The organism is uncultured Gulosibacter sp. (assembly GCF_963509965.1).
Lineage (GTDB): Bacteria > Actinomycetota > Actinomycetes > Actinomycetales > Microbacteriaceae > Gulosibacter.
In genome coordinates, this window is sequence record NZ_CAUPDE010000004.1 from 75,086 (window position 1) to 91,605 (window position 16,520).

General features: G+C 61.1%; 15 protein-coding genes. 1 reads left to right on the forward strand and 14 read right to left on the reverse strand.

All coding sequences use genetic code 11. The features are described 5' to 3' along the window. Nucleotides 1–99: 99 nt before the first annotated feature. The 13 genes from RQ865_RS04550 to RQ865_RS04610 all read right to left on the reverse strand — a co-directional run bounded on the left by RQ865_RS04550 (nucleotide 100) and on the right by RQ865_RS04610 (nucleotide 14,862). The gene (locus RQ865_RS04550; protein ID WP_311477934.1) at nucleotides 100–1,029 is read right to left on the reverse strand and encodes an FtsQ-type POTRA domain-containing protein; all 930 of its coding nucleotides are present in this window, start codon (nucleotides 1,027–1,029) and stop codon (nucleotides 100–102) included. Nucleotides 1,030–1,033: 4 nt separating this feature from the next. Further along, nucleotides 1,034–2,488, reverse strand: a complete 1,455-nt coding sequence (gene murC / locus RQ865_RS04555) for a UDP-N-acetylmuramate--L-alanine ligase (protein WP_399521801.1) — start codon at nucleotides 2,486–2,488, stop codon at nucleotides 1,034–1,036. Between the two features lie 93 nt (nucleotides 2,489–2,581). Further along, nucleotides 2,582–3,733 carry an undecaprenyldiphospho-muramoylpentapeptide beta-N-acetylglucosaminyltransferase gene (gene murG / locus RQ865_RS04560; protein ID WP_311477936.1) on the reverse strand — a complete coding sequence of 384 codons (1,152 nt, stop codon included), beginning with the start codon at nucleotides 3,731–3,733 and terminating at the stop codon, nucleotides 2,582–2,584. Continuing rightward, nucleotides 3,730–4,965 (reverse strand): putative lipid II flippase FtsW, encoded by a 1,236-nt coding sequence (gene ftsW / locus RQ865_RS04565; RefSeq protein ID WP_311477938.1) that lies wholly within the window; start codon nucleotides 4,963–4,965, stop codon nucleotides 3,730–3,732. Before ftsW ends, murG begins: the two co-directional genes overlap by 4 nt. A gap of 27 nt (nucleotides 4,966–4,992) precedes the next feature. Next, nucleotides 4,993–6,468: a UDP-N-acetylmuramoyl-L-alanine--D-glutamate ligase gene (gene murD / locus RQ865_RS04570; RefSeq protein WP_311477939.1), complete on the reverse strand. Its 1,476-nt coding sequence runs from the start codon at nucleotides 6,466–6,468 to the stop codon at nucleotides 4,993–4,995. Next, nucleotides 6,465–7,574: a phospho-N-acetylmuramoyl-pentapeptide-transferase gene (gene mraY, locus RQ865_RS04575; protein WP_311477940.1), complete on the reverse strand. Its 1,110-nt coding sequence runs from the start codon at nucleotides 7,572–7,574 to the stop codon at nucleotides 6,465–6,467. The genes murD and mraY overlap by 4 nt, the downstream gene beginning before the upstream one ends. After that, a complete protein-coding gene (murF, locus tag RQ865_RS04580; RefSeq protein ID WP_311477941.1) occupies nucleotides 7,571–8,980 on the reverse strand; it encodes a UDP-N-acetylmuramoyl-tripeptide--D-alanyl-D-alanine ligase in 1,410 nt (469 codons plus the stop codon). Before murF ends, mraY begins: the two co-directional genes overlap by 4 nt. Next, nucleotides 8,977–10,071 carry a hypothetical protein gene (locus RQ865_RS04585; protein ID WP_311477942.1) on the reverse strand — a complete coding sequence of 365 codons (1,095 nt, stop codon included), beginning with the start codon at nucleotides 10,069–10,071 and terminating at the stop codon, nucleotides 8,977–8,979. The genes murF and RQ865_RS04585 overlap by 4 nt, the downstream gene beginning before the upstream one ends. 19 nt (nucleotides 10,072–10,090) lie before the next feature. Next, nucleotides 10,091–11,881, reverse strand: a complete 1,791-nt coding sequence (locus RQ865_RS04590) for a penicillin-binding protein 2 (protein WP_311477943.1) — start codon at nucleotides 11,879–11,881, stop codon at nucleotides 10,091–10,093. Nucleotides 11,882–11,997: 116 nt separating this feature from the next. Further along, on the reverse strand, nucleotides 11,998–12,597 hold the full coding sequence (locus RQ865_RS04595; RefSeq protein ID WP_311477944.1) for a hypothetical protein: 600 nt from the start codon (nucleotides 12,595–12,597) through the stop codon (nucleotides 11,998–12,000). Between the two features lie 3 nt (nucleotides 12,598–12,600). Further along, nucleotides 12,601–13,569, reverse strand: coding sequence for a 16S rRNA (cytosine(1402)-N(4))-methyltransferase RsmH (gene rsmH, locus RQ865_RS04600; protein WP_311477945.1), 969 nt, complete (start codon nucleotides 13,567–13,569; stop codon nucleotides 12,601–12,603). A 138-nt stretch (nucleotides 13,570–13,707) separates the two neighbouring features. Then, a complete protein-coding gene (gene mraZ / locus RQ865_RS04605; RefSeq protein ID WP_311477946.1) occupies nucleotides 13,708–14,139 on the reverse strand; it encodes a division/cell wall cluster transcriptional repressor MraZ in 432 nt (143 codons plus the stop codon). A 333-nt stretch (nucleotides 14,140–14,472) separates the two neighbouring features. Beyond that, on the reverse strand, nucleotides 14,473–14,862 hold the full coding sequence (locus RQ865_RS04610; protein ID WP_311477947.1) for a DUF3040 domain-containing protein: 390 nt from the start codon (nucleotides 14,860–14,862) through the stop codon (nucleotides 14,473–14,475). Between the two features lie 79 nt (nucleotides 14,863–14,941). Between RQ865_RS04610 and RQ865_RS04615 the strand changes: the two genes are divergently transcribed. Continuing rightward, a complete protein-coding gene (locus RQ865_RS04615; protein ID WP_311477948.1) occupies nucleotides 14,942–16,048 on the forward strand; it encodes a polyprenyl synthetase family protein in 1,107 nt (368 codons plus the stop codon). Between the two features lie 45 nt (nucleotides 16,049–16,093). Here the strand turns inward: RQ865_RS04615 and RQ865_RS04620 are convergent, their stop codons facing one another. Beyond that, the gene (locus RQ865_RS04620; RefSeq protein ID WP_311477949.1) at nucleotides 16,094–16,438 is read right to left on the reverse strand and encodes an Rv2175c family DNA-binding protein; all 345 of its coding nucleotides are present in this window, start codon (nucleotides 16,436–16,438) and stop codon (nucleotides 16,094–16,096) included. Between the last annotated feature and the right edge of the window lie 82 nt (nucleotides 16,439–16,520).

Here is a 16,520-nt window from a genome sequence, read left to right on the forward strand (position 1 = left end):
TATGGCCGTTTACCCGCTGAGCTCTGCGGCGTCTCGCGCGTGTTGCCGGAAGCATGCAACTTGCCTCAACCAGGGGTTGAACCTTTGCGGGTGCTCTGGTTATGGCTGTGCGTCACGCGATACCGGATTGTCGGGGCTCGACACGTCAAAATATGCGGGCTGCCCGCCCGACGCCACCACGAGTGCTTCGAGCACCCGCGCCTTGCGGTCGGAGTCTTCGGCACTCCCCCACATTACGAGCGTTCCGTCACGCAGCGTCAGTGTGATGCTGTCGAGTGTGTTCGCTGAAATCTCCGCAACTTGCTTGCGCAGTTCGCCGTCGAGCGCGAGCGAGGCTTGAGCTGCAGCAGCGAATCCGGGAGCATCGACGCTGCTCACTCGAATCACCGGAATATCGCCGGGCAGCTTGTCGGCTCGCCAAAGGGTGGTGCCAACCGCATCAACCATGACGATACCGTCGCCACCCGTGATCGCTCCCACCGGTACACGCTCCACCACCTCGACAATGAGCCTTGAAGGTGGTTCGGTGCGCACCGAATAGCTTTGCACCAGCACAAATTGATCGAGCAGAGCCCCCACATCGGCATCGGTCACCTGCGCCAGTGGTCGCCCCTCAAGCTGTTTCAGCGACGATTCGATCGCCGCTTTATCGGCACGCTCAACGCCGATCACAGCCACCTCGCGCACGCTGAATAGCGGCGTAAACACTCCAATCGCCACGAACACGACAACGAAAGCGGTAAGCCCGGTAACGCCCCACAGCACCCGGCGACGGGTTCGGGCGCGGCGGGTGAAACGGCGCACCTCGTCGCGCTCGAGCTGCTTACGTGCCCGGCGAGCCTGCCACAGCGGCGGCAGCTTCGAATCTGTAGCGGCAGCCTCGCTACTGGTCGGTTCACGCCGAGCACGCTCGGTTTCGGATCCGGTCACCGGGTCGGTTTCGCCGGTGTCGTAAACGAAATCGTCATCGTCGCGGCTCGGGGGCCAATCATCTCCCGAACCGCGACGAAACCGGTCAAACCCGCCCACGAATTCACCTGTCGCTACGGCTGTTGATCACAGCGGCAGCCGACTCGGATGCACGCGGTGTACGCGCGCGCAGCGCCGCCAGCAGTTGCGGAATGATGAGGTTGACATTGCCGCAACCGAATGTGATGACGAAGTCGCCCGGTTCGGTCCATTCCGCAACGCGGGTGGCCGCATCAGCCCAATCTGGCCGGTAATCGACCTTGCTTGCATCCTCAAACCCGCGCACGACAAGTTCGCCGGTTACGCCCGGCACCGGGTCTTCACGGGCACCGTCAACATCGAGCACCACCGTGTGGTCGGCAAGCGCCTCGTAGGCGGCAGCAAATTCGTCACTCATTGCCTGCGTTCGCGAATACAGGTGCGGTTGATGAACGGCAAGGATGCGGCCGTCACCAACCACCTCGCGTGCGGCAGTGAGCGCTGCCACCACCTCGCGCGGGTGGTGTGCATAGTCGTCGTACACCGAAACACCATCAATCGTGTCGTGCAGCTCGAAGCGGCGTTTCGTACCGGTAAAAGCGGCCAGCCCCCGCAGCGCAGCAGCCGGGTCGACGCCGAGTTCGCGAAGCACCGCAACGGCACCTGTGGCATTCAACGCATTGTGGAAGCCAGGCACCGCCAGCTCGCCCTCATACTCGGCACCGTCTACGGCGATCCGCATCCGGGTGCGCCCCTGCAGCGGCGTGGTTGCAAGTAGCCGCACATCGGCGTTCTCTGCGGTGCCAAACGATACGGTGCGCGGGTGATCGAGCCGTTTGCGAAGCGCCACGGTCAGGTCATCATCGGCGCTGAGCACCACAGCCTCGCTGGCACCGCTGGCAAAGTCGACAAAGGCCTGCTGGAAAGCGTCGACGCTGCCATAGTGGTCGAGATGATCGTTGTCGATATTGGTGATCAGCGCGATCGCGACGTCGTAGAACAAGAATGAGCCGTCCGACTCATCGGCCTCAACAATAAACTCTGCTCCCGAACCGCGGCGTTCATTGGTTCCGAGTGGTGCGACCACACCGCCGTTAACAAAACTTGGATCGCGGCCAAGCTCGACCAACGCGGTGGCAATCATGCCGGTTGAGGTGGTCTTACCGTGGGCGCCGGCTACCGCAACCACCCGCGAGTTTTGTGTCAGCCACACCAGTGCTTGCGAACGGTGCAACACGGTGATGCCGCGCTCGCGAGCCGCCACGAGTTCGGGGTTATCGGGCCACAGCGCCGAGGTGACGACCACCACATCCACCCCGTCGGGAAGGTTCTCGGCGGCGTGTCCAATGGTTACTTGAGCGCCGGCGCCAAGCAGATTGCGAGTGTATTCCGACTCGCTGCGGTCGGAGCCCGACACCGCAACATTCGAATCGAGAAACATCCGGGCGATGCCGCTCATGCCCGAGCCACCAATCCCAATGAAGTGTGCGCGCGCAATTTGCGCGGGAATCTGCGCTTGCGGATCCGGCTTGATTACCACGGTGATTCCTCTCCTGAACGTTCGCAACCGGCAAACTCACCGGGCCGGTAGCTTGAATAGACCGATCAACTGGTTGAATGTTTCGGCTGCTGGTTAACTGCGCCGCCGAGACCGGCCCGGTCGGTTTTTCAGCCTAGGTGCTTCGGTTGTCATCGCGTCACCGATCAGTTCGGCGAGCCGCTCGGCAGCATCGTTAATACCGATCGCGGCGGCATTTGTAGCCAGCTGGGCCATTGCTTCATCGTCACGCATCAGCGGTAAAAGTTCACTGCGAATCCACTCAGCACTCATCTGGGCGTCACTTACGGTGCGGGCCGCACCCGCTTCAATCACCGAGGCAATGTTCTTTGCCTGCTCGCCGTTACCGACCGCGTAGGGCACATACACCGCTGGCAGCCCCACCGCCAGAATCTCTGACACTGTCGATGCGCCCGCGCGCGAGAGCAGCAGATCGGCAGCAGCAAATGCGAGATCCATCCGATCGCAATATTCGACCACGTGATAGTTCGGCAGCTGCGGATCGTCAAACGGCGAGAGTTGCCCAACAATATGCACCACCTGCCAGGCCGATTCGGGCTGCGTCGAATCAGCTGGCTCAGGGGTACCGGTGAGATCGACTCCGGCCTCGCGAACAGCGTCATTAATTCGCTTAGCTCCGAGCGAGCCGCCGGTTACCACGAGTGTGCGCCGGTGCGGATCCAACCCAAAATAAGAGATGGCTTCGGGGCGCAGCGCCTCACGGTCAAGCTGTGCAATCTGTTTGCGCAGCGGCATCCCCACCATCACCGCGCGCGGCAGCGGCGTGTTTGAGAACGCCACGGCCACCCGGGCTGCCCAGCGGGCACCGAGCCGGTTGGCAAGCCCAGGCATGGCATTCGCTTCATGTACCACCACCGGCACTCTACGGCGCGCTGCCACATAGGCCGGGGTCGCTGCATAGCCGCCAAAGCCCACCACAACTGCAACGCCACGGTCAGCGATCAGTCGACGCACAGTGCGCACCGCGTGAAGAAAGCGACGTGGAAACCGCAGTGCGCCACCGTTGAGCCGGCGTGGAAACGGCACTTTCTCAATGAGCTTGAGTTCATACCCGTGGGCGGGAACGAGGCGCTCTTCAAGGCCACCACGGCTGCCGAGCACGATGATCTCAGCTGCGGGATCGCGCTCGCGCAGCGCGTCGGCGGTGGCCAGAAGCGGGTTGACGTGGCCGGCAGTACCCCCGCCAGCCAGCAGATAGGTCGTCATCGCGAGACCGATTCCTTTCGCGCTTGGACCGCACCGGCGGGTTGGTTACCAGCCGATGAGGGAACACTCGGGCCGGTGCCGCGGCTCACCGACAGCACAATCCCCATAGCCAACAGTGTGGTGACCAGAGCCGAACCACCGGACGATACAAACGGCAACGGCACACCCAGCACCGGTAGCAGTCCGATCACAACAGCAATATTCACGAATGCTTGGAAAATGATCCAGCTGAAGACGCCGCCGATAATGGCGCGATCTGGTGCATCTGCGGCATTGCGCCACATTCGCAGCATTACGATCGCCAGCGCGGTGAACATGACGATCACCAGCAGTGCCCCCAGCAAACCAAACTCCTCACCAATTATGGCGAAGATGTAGTCGTTATCGGCCTCGGGTAGCCACGACCACTTCGCGGTTGAGTTACCGAGCCCCACACCAAACAACCCACCGTGGGCGAGGGCGTAGAAACCATGCGTGGTTTGCCAGCACAGGTATTCATAGTCGCACTCGCCAGAGAAAAACGCGGTGATACGTGCCACACGGTTGGGTGACAGCGCCGCAGCCATAACCGCACCGATAACCGCAAGTGCCACACCCGAGGCGATCCAACGCAGCGGCATACCCGAGAACCACATCGTTCCCAGCAGCACCACGGCCATCACCATTACGGTGCCGAGGTCTTTCCCTGCCATCGCCAAACCGATAATGAGCAGTGACGGCAACAGAATTGGCACGATCAGGTGCTGCCACCGTTCGATTGGCTTGCCCTTCATTCGCAGTACCGCACCAAACCAGACACACATCGCAATCTTGCCAACCTCGGCAGGCTGGAGCGAAGTGAAGCCCAGATCGAGCCAGGCACGGTTACCGCCCTCGGTAATTCCAAGCGGTGTGAACACGAGCGCCTGCAGCACCAGGGTGACCACCAGCAACGCCCCCGCAATCTTGCCAGTCCAGAACTGTCGGGGTAGTCGTGACGCAACATACATGATGCTGAAGCCGAGCACCGCGAACACTGCCTGTCGCAAGAACTTGGATGACACCCCGCTACCGGCCGCGAACGACTCAACCGAAGAGCTCGAAAGCACCATCACCAACCCGAAGCCGGTGAGCAGCACCACCAATGCCCACAGCATCGTTCGGTCAACATCTGCGGGTGTGCCGGGCTTGCCAAAACGGATGCGATACGCCCAACCGCGGGGTGCGTCGCTACCCGAGCTGCTCTGGCTCATCGCTACTCCCCCTTCGCTCCGGTTTGGCTAGTCGTTATTGTCGGTCAGCGCTGCTCGTACTGCCTGCTGAAATTTTTCGCCGCGGTCGGAGTAGCTCGCAAACTGGTCCATTGATGCCGCGGCAGGGGCCAACAGCACCGTGTCACCATCGCGGGCGAGATCGAGTGCCGCCGCAACCACCTGCGGCATCACACGATCAGTGTCGTCGCAATCGATCGCAACCAGCGGCACCTCGGGCGCGTGTTGGGCGAATGCAGCAAGCACCGGTTCGCGATCAGTGCCGATCACCACCGCACCGCGCAGTCGTTTGTTGTGCGCAGCCACAAGCGGTGCGATATCGACTCCTTTGAGGAGCCCCCCAACGATCCACACCACACTGCGATAAGACTGCAACGAAGCCTGGGCTGCATGGGTGTTCGTCGCCTTCGAATCATCGACCCAGCGAACACCGTTGCGGGTGAGCACGTGCTGGTTTCGGTGTTGATCGGGAGTAAATCCGGCGATCGCGGCCGAAATCTGTTCGGGAGTCACGTCAATTGCACGCGCCAGCGCAGCGGCCGCAAGCACATCCTCAACGAGATGTTTCGCGCTCATCCCACGTTCACGCAGCTCGTCGACGGTGGTGAGTTCGAGTGCCCGGCTGCGCCGGTCATCAAGGAATGCACGGTCAACGAGAACACCGTTCACCACCCCGAACGCGCTCACCGGTGGCACATCGGTACCGAATCCGATAGCTCGGCAGCCTTCAATCACATCGGCCGCTGCAACTAGCTCACGAGTGGTGTCATCGGCAAGGTTGTACACGCAGGCGACACGGGCCAGGTGGTAGGCACGACCTTTCGCTTCCCGGTATGCAGCAAATGAGCCGTGCCAGTCGAGGTGGTCGGGCGCGACGTTCAGCACCACTGCGGCCTCTGGCGACACCGTGATGGTGTGATGCAGCTGATAGCTCGAAATCTCGACAACGAGCACGTCATAGCCCTGAGGATCGCGCACCGCATCCAGCACCGGGATCCCGATGTTACCCGCGGGAGCAACGCGCAATCCCGACTCAGCCACCATATGAGCCGTTAACTGGGTGGTGGTGGTTTTGCCGTTCGTTCCGGTCACAAGCAGCCAGCGCGAGGGGGTACCGGTTTTATCACGCAGTCGCCAGGCCAGTTCGATATCGCCCCACACCGGAATCGACTCGCCCTGAGCCCATCGCAGCAGGGTGTGATGTGGCGGGTAGCCGGGCGAGGCAACGACCAGATCGGCGTTGAAATCGCGCAGCTGCTGCGGCACCTCATCCGCCGATTCAGTCACCACGCACGGCACCTGCAACACCTGCAGGATGCGCTGACGATCTTCGTCGGGTCGCCCGGCGATCACGAGCACCTCGCAACCGAGTTCGGCGAGCGTATCGGCCACCGAAAAGCCAGTCATTCCCAGGCCGAACACGGCTACTCGAAGATCCGACCAGTCGGAGTGCCAGCTGATAAGCGAGTCGAGTCGTCGGTTCATAGTGTGAGCTCCGCGGCGATAGCCCACTCGGCATAGAAAATTGCCAGGCCCAGAATTGCGAGCAGGCCACCAATGATCCAGAAACGCACCACCACGTTTTGCTCGGCCCAACCCTTAAGTTCGAAGTGGTGGTGGATGGGAGACATGAGGAAAATTCGCTGCCCCTTGGTCACCTTGAAATAGGCGCGCTGCACGATAACTGATCCGGTTTCGATGACAAACAAGCCCGCAATCACCACGAGCAGCAGCTCTGTGCGGCTCATGATGGCAAACGCTGCCAGCGCCCCGCCGAGTGCCAACGAACCGGTATCGCCCATGAAGATCTTGGCTGGCGAGGTGTTCCACCACAGAAAACCGACCAGCGACCCCACGATCGCCGCGGCGAGAATGGTCATATCGAGTGGTGCGTGCACCACATAGCAGGCATGGGCCACGTCGGGTGACAGTCGCGGCGCATCACACTGCTGGTTGAACTGCCAGTACCCCACGACCCCATAGGTGCCGATGGCGAAGATCGATGCGCCGGTGGCGAGACCATCCAGACCGTCGGTGACGTTCACGGCATTTGAGGTGGCGGTGGTAATGAAGACAATCCACAGCACCACCAGCACCGTGCCCACCACCGCACCCAGCACGAAGAAGTTGATGGGGGTGTCACGAATCATCGAGATAGCGCTTGAGATCACCGGCACATCGTTATCGTTGACAAATTGCAGCCCCACCAGCGCGAAGATGGCAGCCACAATGACCTGACCGAAGATCTTCTGCCAGCCGCCAAGGCCGAGTGACTGGTGCTTGCGAACCTTGAGGAAATCATCCACGAACCCGATGACGGCATGCCCCACCATCATGAACATGGCCAAGAGCCCCGTTGCGGTGGGGCCCTCTCCAGCGGTGTACACAGCGATGAGGTAGGCGATCACCGAGCCGAGCACGAAGATGACCCCGCCCATAGTGGGTGTGCCTCGTTTCGCGTAGTGCTCTTTGGGTCCATCCTCGCGGATGTACTGTCCCCAGCGCAGCCGGTTGAATCCCTGAATGAATACCGGTGTGAGAAACAGGGTGAACAGCAGACCAATCGCACCGGCCAGCAGAATCGCGATCACGCAGTGGTTCCTTTCACAAGCTCGCCAATCCGGTCACCGAGCGCCAGAAGCCCGGCAGAGTTCGATGATTTTACAAGCACAATGTCACCCGGTTGTAGATAGCTTTCGAGAAACTCGAGTGCGGCATCGGCGTCGGCAGCAAAAGTAGCCTCGTTATCCCAGCTGCCCTGCGCCACCGCTGCCAGATAGAGCGGTCGAGCAGCCTGCCCCACCACCACGGTCTGAGTGATCCCCAGCCGCACCGCAAGCTCGCCAAGTCGGTCGTGTTCCTGCACATGCAGCTCACCAAGCTCACTCATTTCGCCAAGCACCGCAACCGTGCGTTGCTGAGGTTTGGCAATCTGCGCCAGGGTGCGAAGTGCTGCACGCATCGAGTCGGGGTTCGCGTTATAGGCGTCATTGATCACCGTGATCGGCTCGCGAACCAGCACCTCCATCCGTCCGCGCTCGGCGCGCGTCACCCGTTCGAGGGTCGCGACGATATCCGACACCGCGATTCCTTCCGCCCAGGCCGCGGCGGTGGCGGCAAGCGCATTCATCACGTGATGCTCACCAATCACCGCAAACTGCACCCGCACGGGTTCGTGGTCGGGAACATGCAGCGTGAACTCGGTGCCCTGCTGCCCTACCATCACCTCGGTAGCACGCACCTGGGCTGCTTCCGAACGGCCAAAGGTAATAACCCGGGCCGAGGTGAGCTCGGCCATTGCCATTACGCGAGGATCGTCAGCGTTGAGCACCGCGACACCGTCTTCCGACAGCGCCTTAACCATCTCTGATTTGGTGCGCGCGGTCGCTTCGATACAGCCAAACTCACCGGCGTGTGCGAGACCAACCACCAGTACGATGCCCACATCGGGTCGCGCCATACCGGTCAGCCTGGCAATTTCGCCTTGGGCACTCGCCCCCATTTCGGCGACGAGCGTGTCGGTGGTTTCATCCACTTTGAGGAAGGTCACCGGCGCACCCACCTCGTTATTGAACGATTTGATCGGGGCAACAACGTTTCCGTGGGCACCAAAAATTGCTGCCAGCAGGTTCTTGGTTGTGGTTTTGCCGTTTGAACCGGTGACGGCTACCACTCGCATCCGGCCCAGCGACCGCACGTGTTCAACCACTACGCGAGCCAGATCTCCCAGCGCTGCAACCGTGTCGGCCACCACAATTTGCGGCACGTCGACGTCGAGTCTGCGTTCTACCACGCACACCGCAGCGCCGGCTTCAGCGGCCTGGGGTACGAAGTTGTGTCCGTCGGTGTGCTCACCGGGTTTGGCGAAGAAGATATCGCCGCTACCGATATTGCGGGAGTCGGTGTCGCACACACCGCATACGGTCTGTTCCGGATCAGCACCGATCAGTTTCCCTGCCATAGCCGCTGCCATGTCACCAAGTCGCATTTCGATCATGCCGGGGTGCCTTTCTGTGCCATTTCGGAGTGGTGCGGGGATGCGGTGATCTCGCCAGATGCTTTCGATGGGGTAATAAGCCCGGTGAGGTCGAGGCCGTCGTAGCGATCGAACGCATCCTGTAGCTGCTCGAGTGCCCAGCCGGCCTCATCTAGTGCCACCAGCGCGAGCGCCAGCACCGTGCACATATCCTCGACGTTCTCGGCCCGCACCACTGTTGACACGCTGCGATCATCGCGCCCACGCAGCGTGAACCGCCCGTCCCCGTCAATGGCTGCCTGCCAGTCGGCCGAGGTTTCGCCAATTCCTACGGTTGTCACCGGCACCCGCGATTCTTCGATCAAGCTGGTCGCCAATGCGTCGTCAACCAGCACCACCGCGCGTCGCGAACGGTCGGGACTCATCGCCTCGGCAAGCATCGCTGTTGTTGGTCGGTCACCAGTGAGCTCGCCACAGTAGGTCACCACATCAATTTCGACATCGTCAAGCTGGTGGCCAGCCATCTCACCACTGCCGAGCTCAAACACTGCGGTATCGACGCGCACCTCGCGCAGCCGCGCCAGCAGGGCATGCAGGTCATCGGCGCGCGTGGGCGTGGTGATGCACGAGGCGTCCTCATCGTTAATGCGCGCTTGCGACGCGACCAATAAGGCTCGATACTGACCCAGCAGCGCCAGCACCGCGTCAACGCAGCGGGCAACCGACACTCGTCGTGCCCCACCGAGAGTCACGAGCGTGCGGAAATCATGCTCGCCGGTGCGGTACACCCAGGCAGCAATTGGCCCCAGCGCCAGCTGCGGGTGTTCAACGGCCAGCACCGGCACAGCAACATCCAGTTTGGGTAGGTGCTGGGGGGCGGCGATTACGGCAATGGCTCCTCGCTCCACCGCCAGCTCAATGGCCGCAGCCTCGCTGCCGGCAGCGTCAATGGCGAGGTAAAGGTCACCTGAACGAGTGGTTTCAACGCGACTGGTGACACCGGTCACCTCGATTTGGTCGAGGTCGGCATCACTTTCCAATCCGAAGTGTGCGCACAGCTCCGAGAGTTCGCGAGCGGCCTGATGGTGGGGACGTAAGGTAGATTCGGACATAGCTTTCAGAGATTCGTGCTCAGTATCGCGCGTCAATTTCTGGATAGGGCTCGGGTGACGGCGGCACCTGATATTTGGCGAGCACATAAGACATGGTCTGCTGCCAGGCAACCGGAGTTGATCCAGAACCGGTGACCATCCTAGTCGGCCGGTACATCCCCACGAGAACGGCGAACTGTGGATCATCCGCCGGGGCCAGACCCGCCATCGTGGTGTAGTAGCTGCCGACATAGTAGGTGCCGGTGTCAGGGTTAACCGTCTGCGCGGTACCCGATTTGGTTGCCACACGATACCCGGGAACAGCAAGATCTTCGTGACCCGGCGCCCTCGCCATCGCCTCCATCCCATCAATAGTGAAGCGTGCTGCCTGCGGCGACACCACCTGCACCGAATCACCACCGGGAACATCCGCGAGCGTTCCGTCTTCCTGACGGCAACCGCGCACGAGCTTGAGCGGCAATCGTTTGCCGCCGTTACCAATGGCCTGATATGCACTGGCCATCTGTGCGGCGGTGGCGGTTAGTCCCTGACCGAACGTGACGGTGTAATTGGTTTGGTTGTCCCAATCTTCTGGGTTGTGAACTGTTCCGGCAGCCTCACCGTTAAAGTCGACCGCGGTCTGCTCACCAAGACCGAACTTGCGCATGTAGTCATAACGCGCCTCGCGAGGTAGCCGCGCACCAAACTCAGCCATCCCAACGTTCGACGAAACCGCGATCACCCCGTTGAGGTTCATCTCTATCGGGGCATGGGCTTCGTGATCACCGAAATCGGCATCATCGTGCGGCCACTGGTCGGGAACGGTGATGGTCTCGTGCGGATCAACTTTGCCCTGGTCGTAGAGCATGGCCGCGGTAAGCGGTTTCATAATCGAGCCCGGCTCGAGTGCCGCACCGAAAGTGCGATTGCCACGATCTTCAGGATTAGCGTCGGTGGGCACGTTCGGGTCGACCGTTGGATACTCGGCGGCCGCAACGATTTCTCCGGTTTTCACATTGACCACGGTGATTGTGCCGTACTCGGCCTGCTGATAGTTGACCTGATCAGCCAGAATCTGCTGTACGCGATACTGCACGTCACTGTTGATAGTGAGTTCGAGGGTGCCGCCGGGGCGCGGTTGTTCAACGGTGACCACCGTGCCGGGAATAGCCACACCATCGGCGGAGCGCTCATACATTTCTTTGCCGTTCACACCGGAAAGACACTTGTCATATTGCAGTTCTAAACCGGCCAGCGGCGCACCGGCGGCGTCGCTGAACCCGACAATATTGCCGGCAACGGCGCCCGCGGGATAGCTGCGTTTGGGATGCGGCTGTGGATACACCCAGGGGATGCGGAGCTTACGGATTTCTTGATACTGCTCAAGGGGCACCATATGCGCCAGATACGCGAAGTTTGATTCGGGGTCTTCGGCCAGAATCGCGTCGATCTCGGCACGCATGGTCTTGGCATCCTGTCCGGTGATACTGGCGATGCGCTGCAGCGAATCATCGACGGTGACCACTTCGGTCTCGCCGGTCTTCGGGTTTGAGCGGTTGAAGTCGACCATGTTGACCGGGGCAATGGTGATGTCGAACCGGTCAACCGAGGTTGCGAGCGGTTTCCCCTCGGCGTCAACGATCGCCCCACGCGTGGTCCACAGCGAGTTGACGACACCGCGTCGACCGTCGGCTTCTTCGTTGATGGTGGCCGCGCTGAGCACCTGCAGATCAAACAGTCGCCCTGAGAAGATAACGACCATCGCGACGATGAGACCAAGCGGCACGATATGCCGCCACTGTCGGTCTTTCTGCCGACGCTTACTCTTCACGCTCTCCGCCCGTGGTCAATGTTCGTTTCGGTCCCGCTGCAGCACGCGGCCGCAGCCCGGTATCCACACTCGCTTCGCAGCCCTACTCGCAGCACACGGTTTTGCGTGCTGGGAGTCTAGTGCGTGTTTGGTGAACTCAATTCGAACTCTGACGGTACGCCAGCAGGCTTGCGTTGCGGTGTTGACGCTCCGGAGTTGGCGGGCTTTTGGGGCTGCTGTCGGTTTTCTTGCTCGGCGCGGTCACGGTCGCCACTGGTAATCGCATTGGGTACGAGATCTGGGTTTACCGCGGGCAGATTGGTTGGTGTTTCGGCGCCACCAATGATGCGGCGCTGCTCGATATCTAACGATGGCACGCCAGCTGCAGGCACCATCCCCAGGTCGGTAGCCAGTCGTGACAGATGCTGCGGCGATGCCATTGCGTCGATCTCTTCCTGCGCCGAGGTGCGCTCACGCTGCGCCTGCACTCGCTGGCTGGCAAGTTCGTCTTCAGCGTAGGCGCCGCTAATCAGCATCAGGCTCAAAGCGAGCTTCAGCCCGAGCATCGCGGTGATTAACACCAGGGCGAATACGACCGCGCGCCGCGTGCCCCATCCCCGCGTCAGTTTGCCTTCGATAACGCGCAGGTCGGGGCGAGACTCGGCCCCGGGTACCGGTGCGCCCGGCACTTCGGGAGTGATCGGCCGAACGGCACGACTCGTTTCGATCACGCTCATCGATTACTCCTTAATCCGTTCAACTGCGCGCAGGCGAACCGGTTTGGCGCGTGCGTTTTCATCAACTTCGCTACTGTCGGCTTGCTCGGCCCCGCGGGTGAGCAGAGCAAATTCGGGTTCGAGTTCGGGCGGGATAAACGGCAACCCCGGTGGCACATTTGCCGTGGTCACCTCGTGGAAGGTGTGCTTCACGAAACGGTCTTCAAGCGATTGATAGGCCTCCACGGCAACGCGACCGCCCACTCGCACTCGACCCAGCGCCTGCGGCATGGCAGATTCAAGGGCTTCGAGTTCACGATTTACCGCAATTCGCAGCGCTTGGAAGACACGTTTTGCCGGGTGGCCAGCATTGCGCTTGGCCGCGGGAGTTGCCTGCTGCAAAATTTCGACCAGCTCGAGCGTGGTTGTCGGAGCCGTTTCGGCGGTGATGATCGCGCGGGCATAACGTGCTGCCAGTGGCTCATCGCCGTAGCGGCGGAACAGATTGCGCAGTTCAGCCTCGCTCGACCGCGCGAGCAGTTCGGCCGCGGTAACACCGCTCGTTTGATCCATGCGCATGTCGAGGGGGGCGTCGCGCATATACGAGAATCCGCGCTCGGCCTCATCGAGCTGCAGCGATGAAACGCCGAGGTCAAAAAACACCGCGTCAATCTGGTCGACGCCGAGTTCATCGAGCTTCTCGTCGAAACGGTCATAGACAGCGTGCACGGTGGTAACCCGGTCGCCAAACTCGCGCAGTCGCTGCTGCGCGAGCGCAAGCGCGTCGCTATCTCGGTCGAAACCGATCAGCCGCGCCTGCGGGTTGGCTTGCAGCACGGCTGCCGCATGTCCACCCATCCCGAGCGTGCAGTCGACATAGATTGCATCCGATTGTTTTAGGGCTGGTGAGAGCAGGTCGACCACGCGATCGACCATGACCGGGATGTGGATGGCAGTGGGGTCGGCGTAGCGGTCATCTTTGCGGTGTTCCATATTCGCCCCTACTGCTGTGTTCTGAATCTCGAACCCGCGCTATTCCCGACCCGCCGCCGGGGAAGGTGCTTCGGGACGTGATCTGCTGCCGGGGAAGGTGCCTCAGATCGACGAACAGCACGAGATCGAAACTCAGAACTAGAACAGTCCCGGGATCACCTCCTCTGCGGTCTCCGAGAAGCTGGCTTCGTTGGCGTCGAGGTAGTGCTGCCATGCCTGCGCATCCCAGATTTCGGCGCGGTTGCCGGCACCGATAACGGCCAGTTCGCGGTCGAGACCGGCATATTGGCGCAGCTGTGCGGGAATGGTGACGCGATGCTGACGGTCGGGAGTTTCGCTGTGCGCACCCGACAGCAGCAGGCGCAAATAGTCGCGCGCCTGTTTGCTAGTAACGGGGGCCTGTCGGATGCGGTCGTGAAACCCGGCGAATTCTTCGTTCGAGAACACATAGATGCAGCGATCCTGCCCTCGGGTCATCACGACCCCGTCAGCCAGCTCGTCGCGAAATTTAGCCGGCAGGATGAGCCGCCCTTTTTCGTCGAGCTTGGGCGAAAACGTGCCAAGAAACATGTTCGCCCCTCCTCTCGACGCGACTCACCTCCACCAACATCCACCACTTTACTCCACTTCACCCCACTAAGACAGTTATTTCGCAGATAATTGCGGAATTTCTAAGCTTCTGCCCTTGAAATATGCGGGTGGTGCGAAGTGGAGGAACAAACCACATGTTCACTACTCTGGCGACCAAAAATTGCACCTGAAAGAGCTGCGCTAGCGAAAAAGCCGGAATCGAGCTGATACGCATGGGGAGTTCTGGCGGAAAACAATCCCGCCCCAACCGATTCGGTTGGGGCGGGAGGAAAGTGGAGTACGCCCGATTAGACGGGCAACAACTACCGCAACCTAGAGGTCGCCGCGACGGCGCTCATCCCAGCGCTCTTCAAGACGAGACATGTAGTCGGAGCGCTTGCTGCGCTGCCCTCCGGCGGGGCGCCTTCGCGGTGTCGAACCAGTATCCGCGCCACTGGCAGATGTGTCTGTGCGCAATGACCAGGCAAGACCAGCCACGATGACAATGAACCCGAGCAGGCCAACCAGGGGCTGGCTGATGATCAGCCCAGACACCACAATACCGAGGCCAATGGCAATCGAAAGCACCGCGACAGTGATAGCGCGAGCCGAAAAACCGTTCCGAGCCGGCGCCGCGGTTGACATGAAGTCGGCATCTCCCTGGTAGAGACTGCGCTCCATTTCGTCAAGCAGCCGCTGTTCCTGTTCAGAAAGTGCCATCATTACCTCGCGTTTGCAGCTTACGGATACTCCGCTATACGAGTCCCCATTGTAGGCCGAGATGACTTTGTAAAGTAGGCACGTGCCTGAAAGTATTCCGCTGTCTGCTGACACCCTTGTAAATGCCGTCAATGATCGCATCGTCGCCGTCGTTACTGCCAAGCGCGACGAGTTTCTCCCCCTGGGCGAAGACCTTGGCCCAGTGTTCACCCAGATCAGCTCGTTCACCGAGGGTGGTAAGCGAGCCCGAGCCCGGTTTGTCGCTGCCGGCGCGGCGCAGGTGCTGGGTGCGGCGGTGCCTGCGCCGCTCTATCAAGCCATCGTCGATGCTGCAGCCGGGCTCGAGCTCTTCCACGCCGCGGCGCTCGTGCACGATGATGTGCTCGACCGATCTGACACCCGCCGCGGTAAGCCCGCAACGCACCGGGTGTTTGAGCAGCTGCACCGCGATGGATCGTTCGCCGGCGACACCGAACACTTCGGCACCTCAGCGGCAATTCTCGTGGGTGATTTGCTCTTGATGTGGAGTGACGACCTGCTGTTGAGCGCCTGCGCCCACATTGATGCGTACTCGGCCCGTCGGGTGCGCCACGAATATGCCCGGATGCGCACCGAGGTGACGGCCGGTCAATATCTCGATGTGCTTGCCGAGCTCAACTGGCACACAGTTCCGGTAACCGAACACGTTGAGCGCGCAATTGCCATCGCCACCTCAAAGTCGGCACGCTACTCGGTCGAGTCACCGCTCGTGCTCGGTGCGCTGCTGGCCGGCGGTGATGACCACACGGTCGCTGCCATTCGCGCCTATGGGTTGCCTCTCGGGCTCGCCTTCCAACTGCGCGACGATGTGCTCGGTGTTTTCGGTGACAGCCAGATCACCGGCAAGCCCGCAGGTGATGATCTACGTGAGGGTAAGCGCACCCTGCTTGTTGCCGAGTTTGAACGTCGCGCCGAGGGAAACGATCGCGACTATTTCATGCGCCACCTCGGTAACCCCGAGCTGACCGATGCCGAGGTAACGCACATGCAGCAGCTCTTGCGAGCAAGCGGAGCGCTGACCGCGGTTGAGACGCGCATCCAGAAGTGGCTTGATGAAGCGCTCAGCGCCATCGATGAAGCTGCCCCGGATGATCAGGTGCGCGCACTATTGGGCGAACTCGCGGAGCGGGCCGCGCTGCGAAACGCCTAGTTCGAACACCACCCGATCACAAGCCGGGCGCTCGTCAACGATGCGCTAGAACGCCAGCAGCTGCGCCGACTTGCGCACACTCGTTTTGTGTCCCCGCTGCAGCGCCGAGACCGGTGCTTCACCGAGCGCGCTGTCTTCGCTCAGCATCCAGTTCATCGCCGCTTCACCCTCGAGACCCATATCGGCCAGCAGGGTGAGTGTGCCGCGGAGCCCCGGCAGCGGCTCGCCATTCTTGAAAAAATCGGCCGGGATGCGCGGTTCACCGTCAATCTGCGCTGCAAGCAGATATCGGTCTTCGAGCAGTCGACGGAGTTTGTTCTTGGTGACCCCGAGCAGCTCGCATACCTGTGCAAAAGTGAGCCACTCGTGTGACGAAAAGTGTTCTGACACCCTCCTATGGTTGCAGATTCTTGAACCGCGCGGGGTATCTGCGGAGTTTCACCGGGAGTTCGTTGCACGAGCCAGCTACCCT

What these genes read in the sequence shown, in the direction of transcription:
- murG (WP_311477936.1), bottom strand. Translation starts at nt 3,733, where the DNA reads ATGACGACCTATCTGCTGGCTGGCGGGGGTACTGCCGGCCACGTCAAC.
- ftsW (WP_311477938.1), bottom strand. Translation starts at nt 4,965, where the DNA reads ATGAGCCAGAGCAGCTCGGGTAGCGACGCACCCCGCGGTTGGGCGTAT.
- murD (WP_311477939.1), bottom strand. Translation starts at nt 6,468, where the DNA reads ATGAACCGACGACTCGACTCGCTTATCAGCTGGCACTCCGACTGGTCG.
- murF (WP_311477941.1), bottom strand. Translation starts at nt 8,980, where the DNA reads ATGATCGAAATGCGACTTGGTGACATGGCAGCGGCTATGGCAGGGAAA.
- RQ865_RS04585 (WP_311477942.1), bottom strand. Translation starts at nt 10,071, where the DNA reads ATGTCCGAATCTACCTTACGTCCCCACCATCAGGCCGCTCGCGAACTC.
- RQ865_RS04595 (WP_311477944.1), bottom strand. Translation starts at nt 12,597, where the DNA reads ATGAGCGTGATCGAAACGAGTCGTGCCGTTCGGCCGATCACTCCCGAA.
- rsmH (WP_311477945.1), bottom strand. Translation starts at nt 13,569, where the DNA reads ATGGAACACCGCAAAGATGACCGCTACGCCGACCCCACTGCCATCCAC.
- mraZ (WP_311477946.1), bottom strand. Translation starts at nt 14,139, where the DNA reads ATGTTTCTTGGCACGTTTTCGCCCAAGCTCGACGAAAAAGGGCGGCTC.
- RQ865_RS04610 (WP_311477947.1), bottom strand. Translation starts at nt 14,862, where the DNA reads ATGATGGCACTTTCTGAACAGGAACAGCGGCTGCTTGACGAAATGGAG.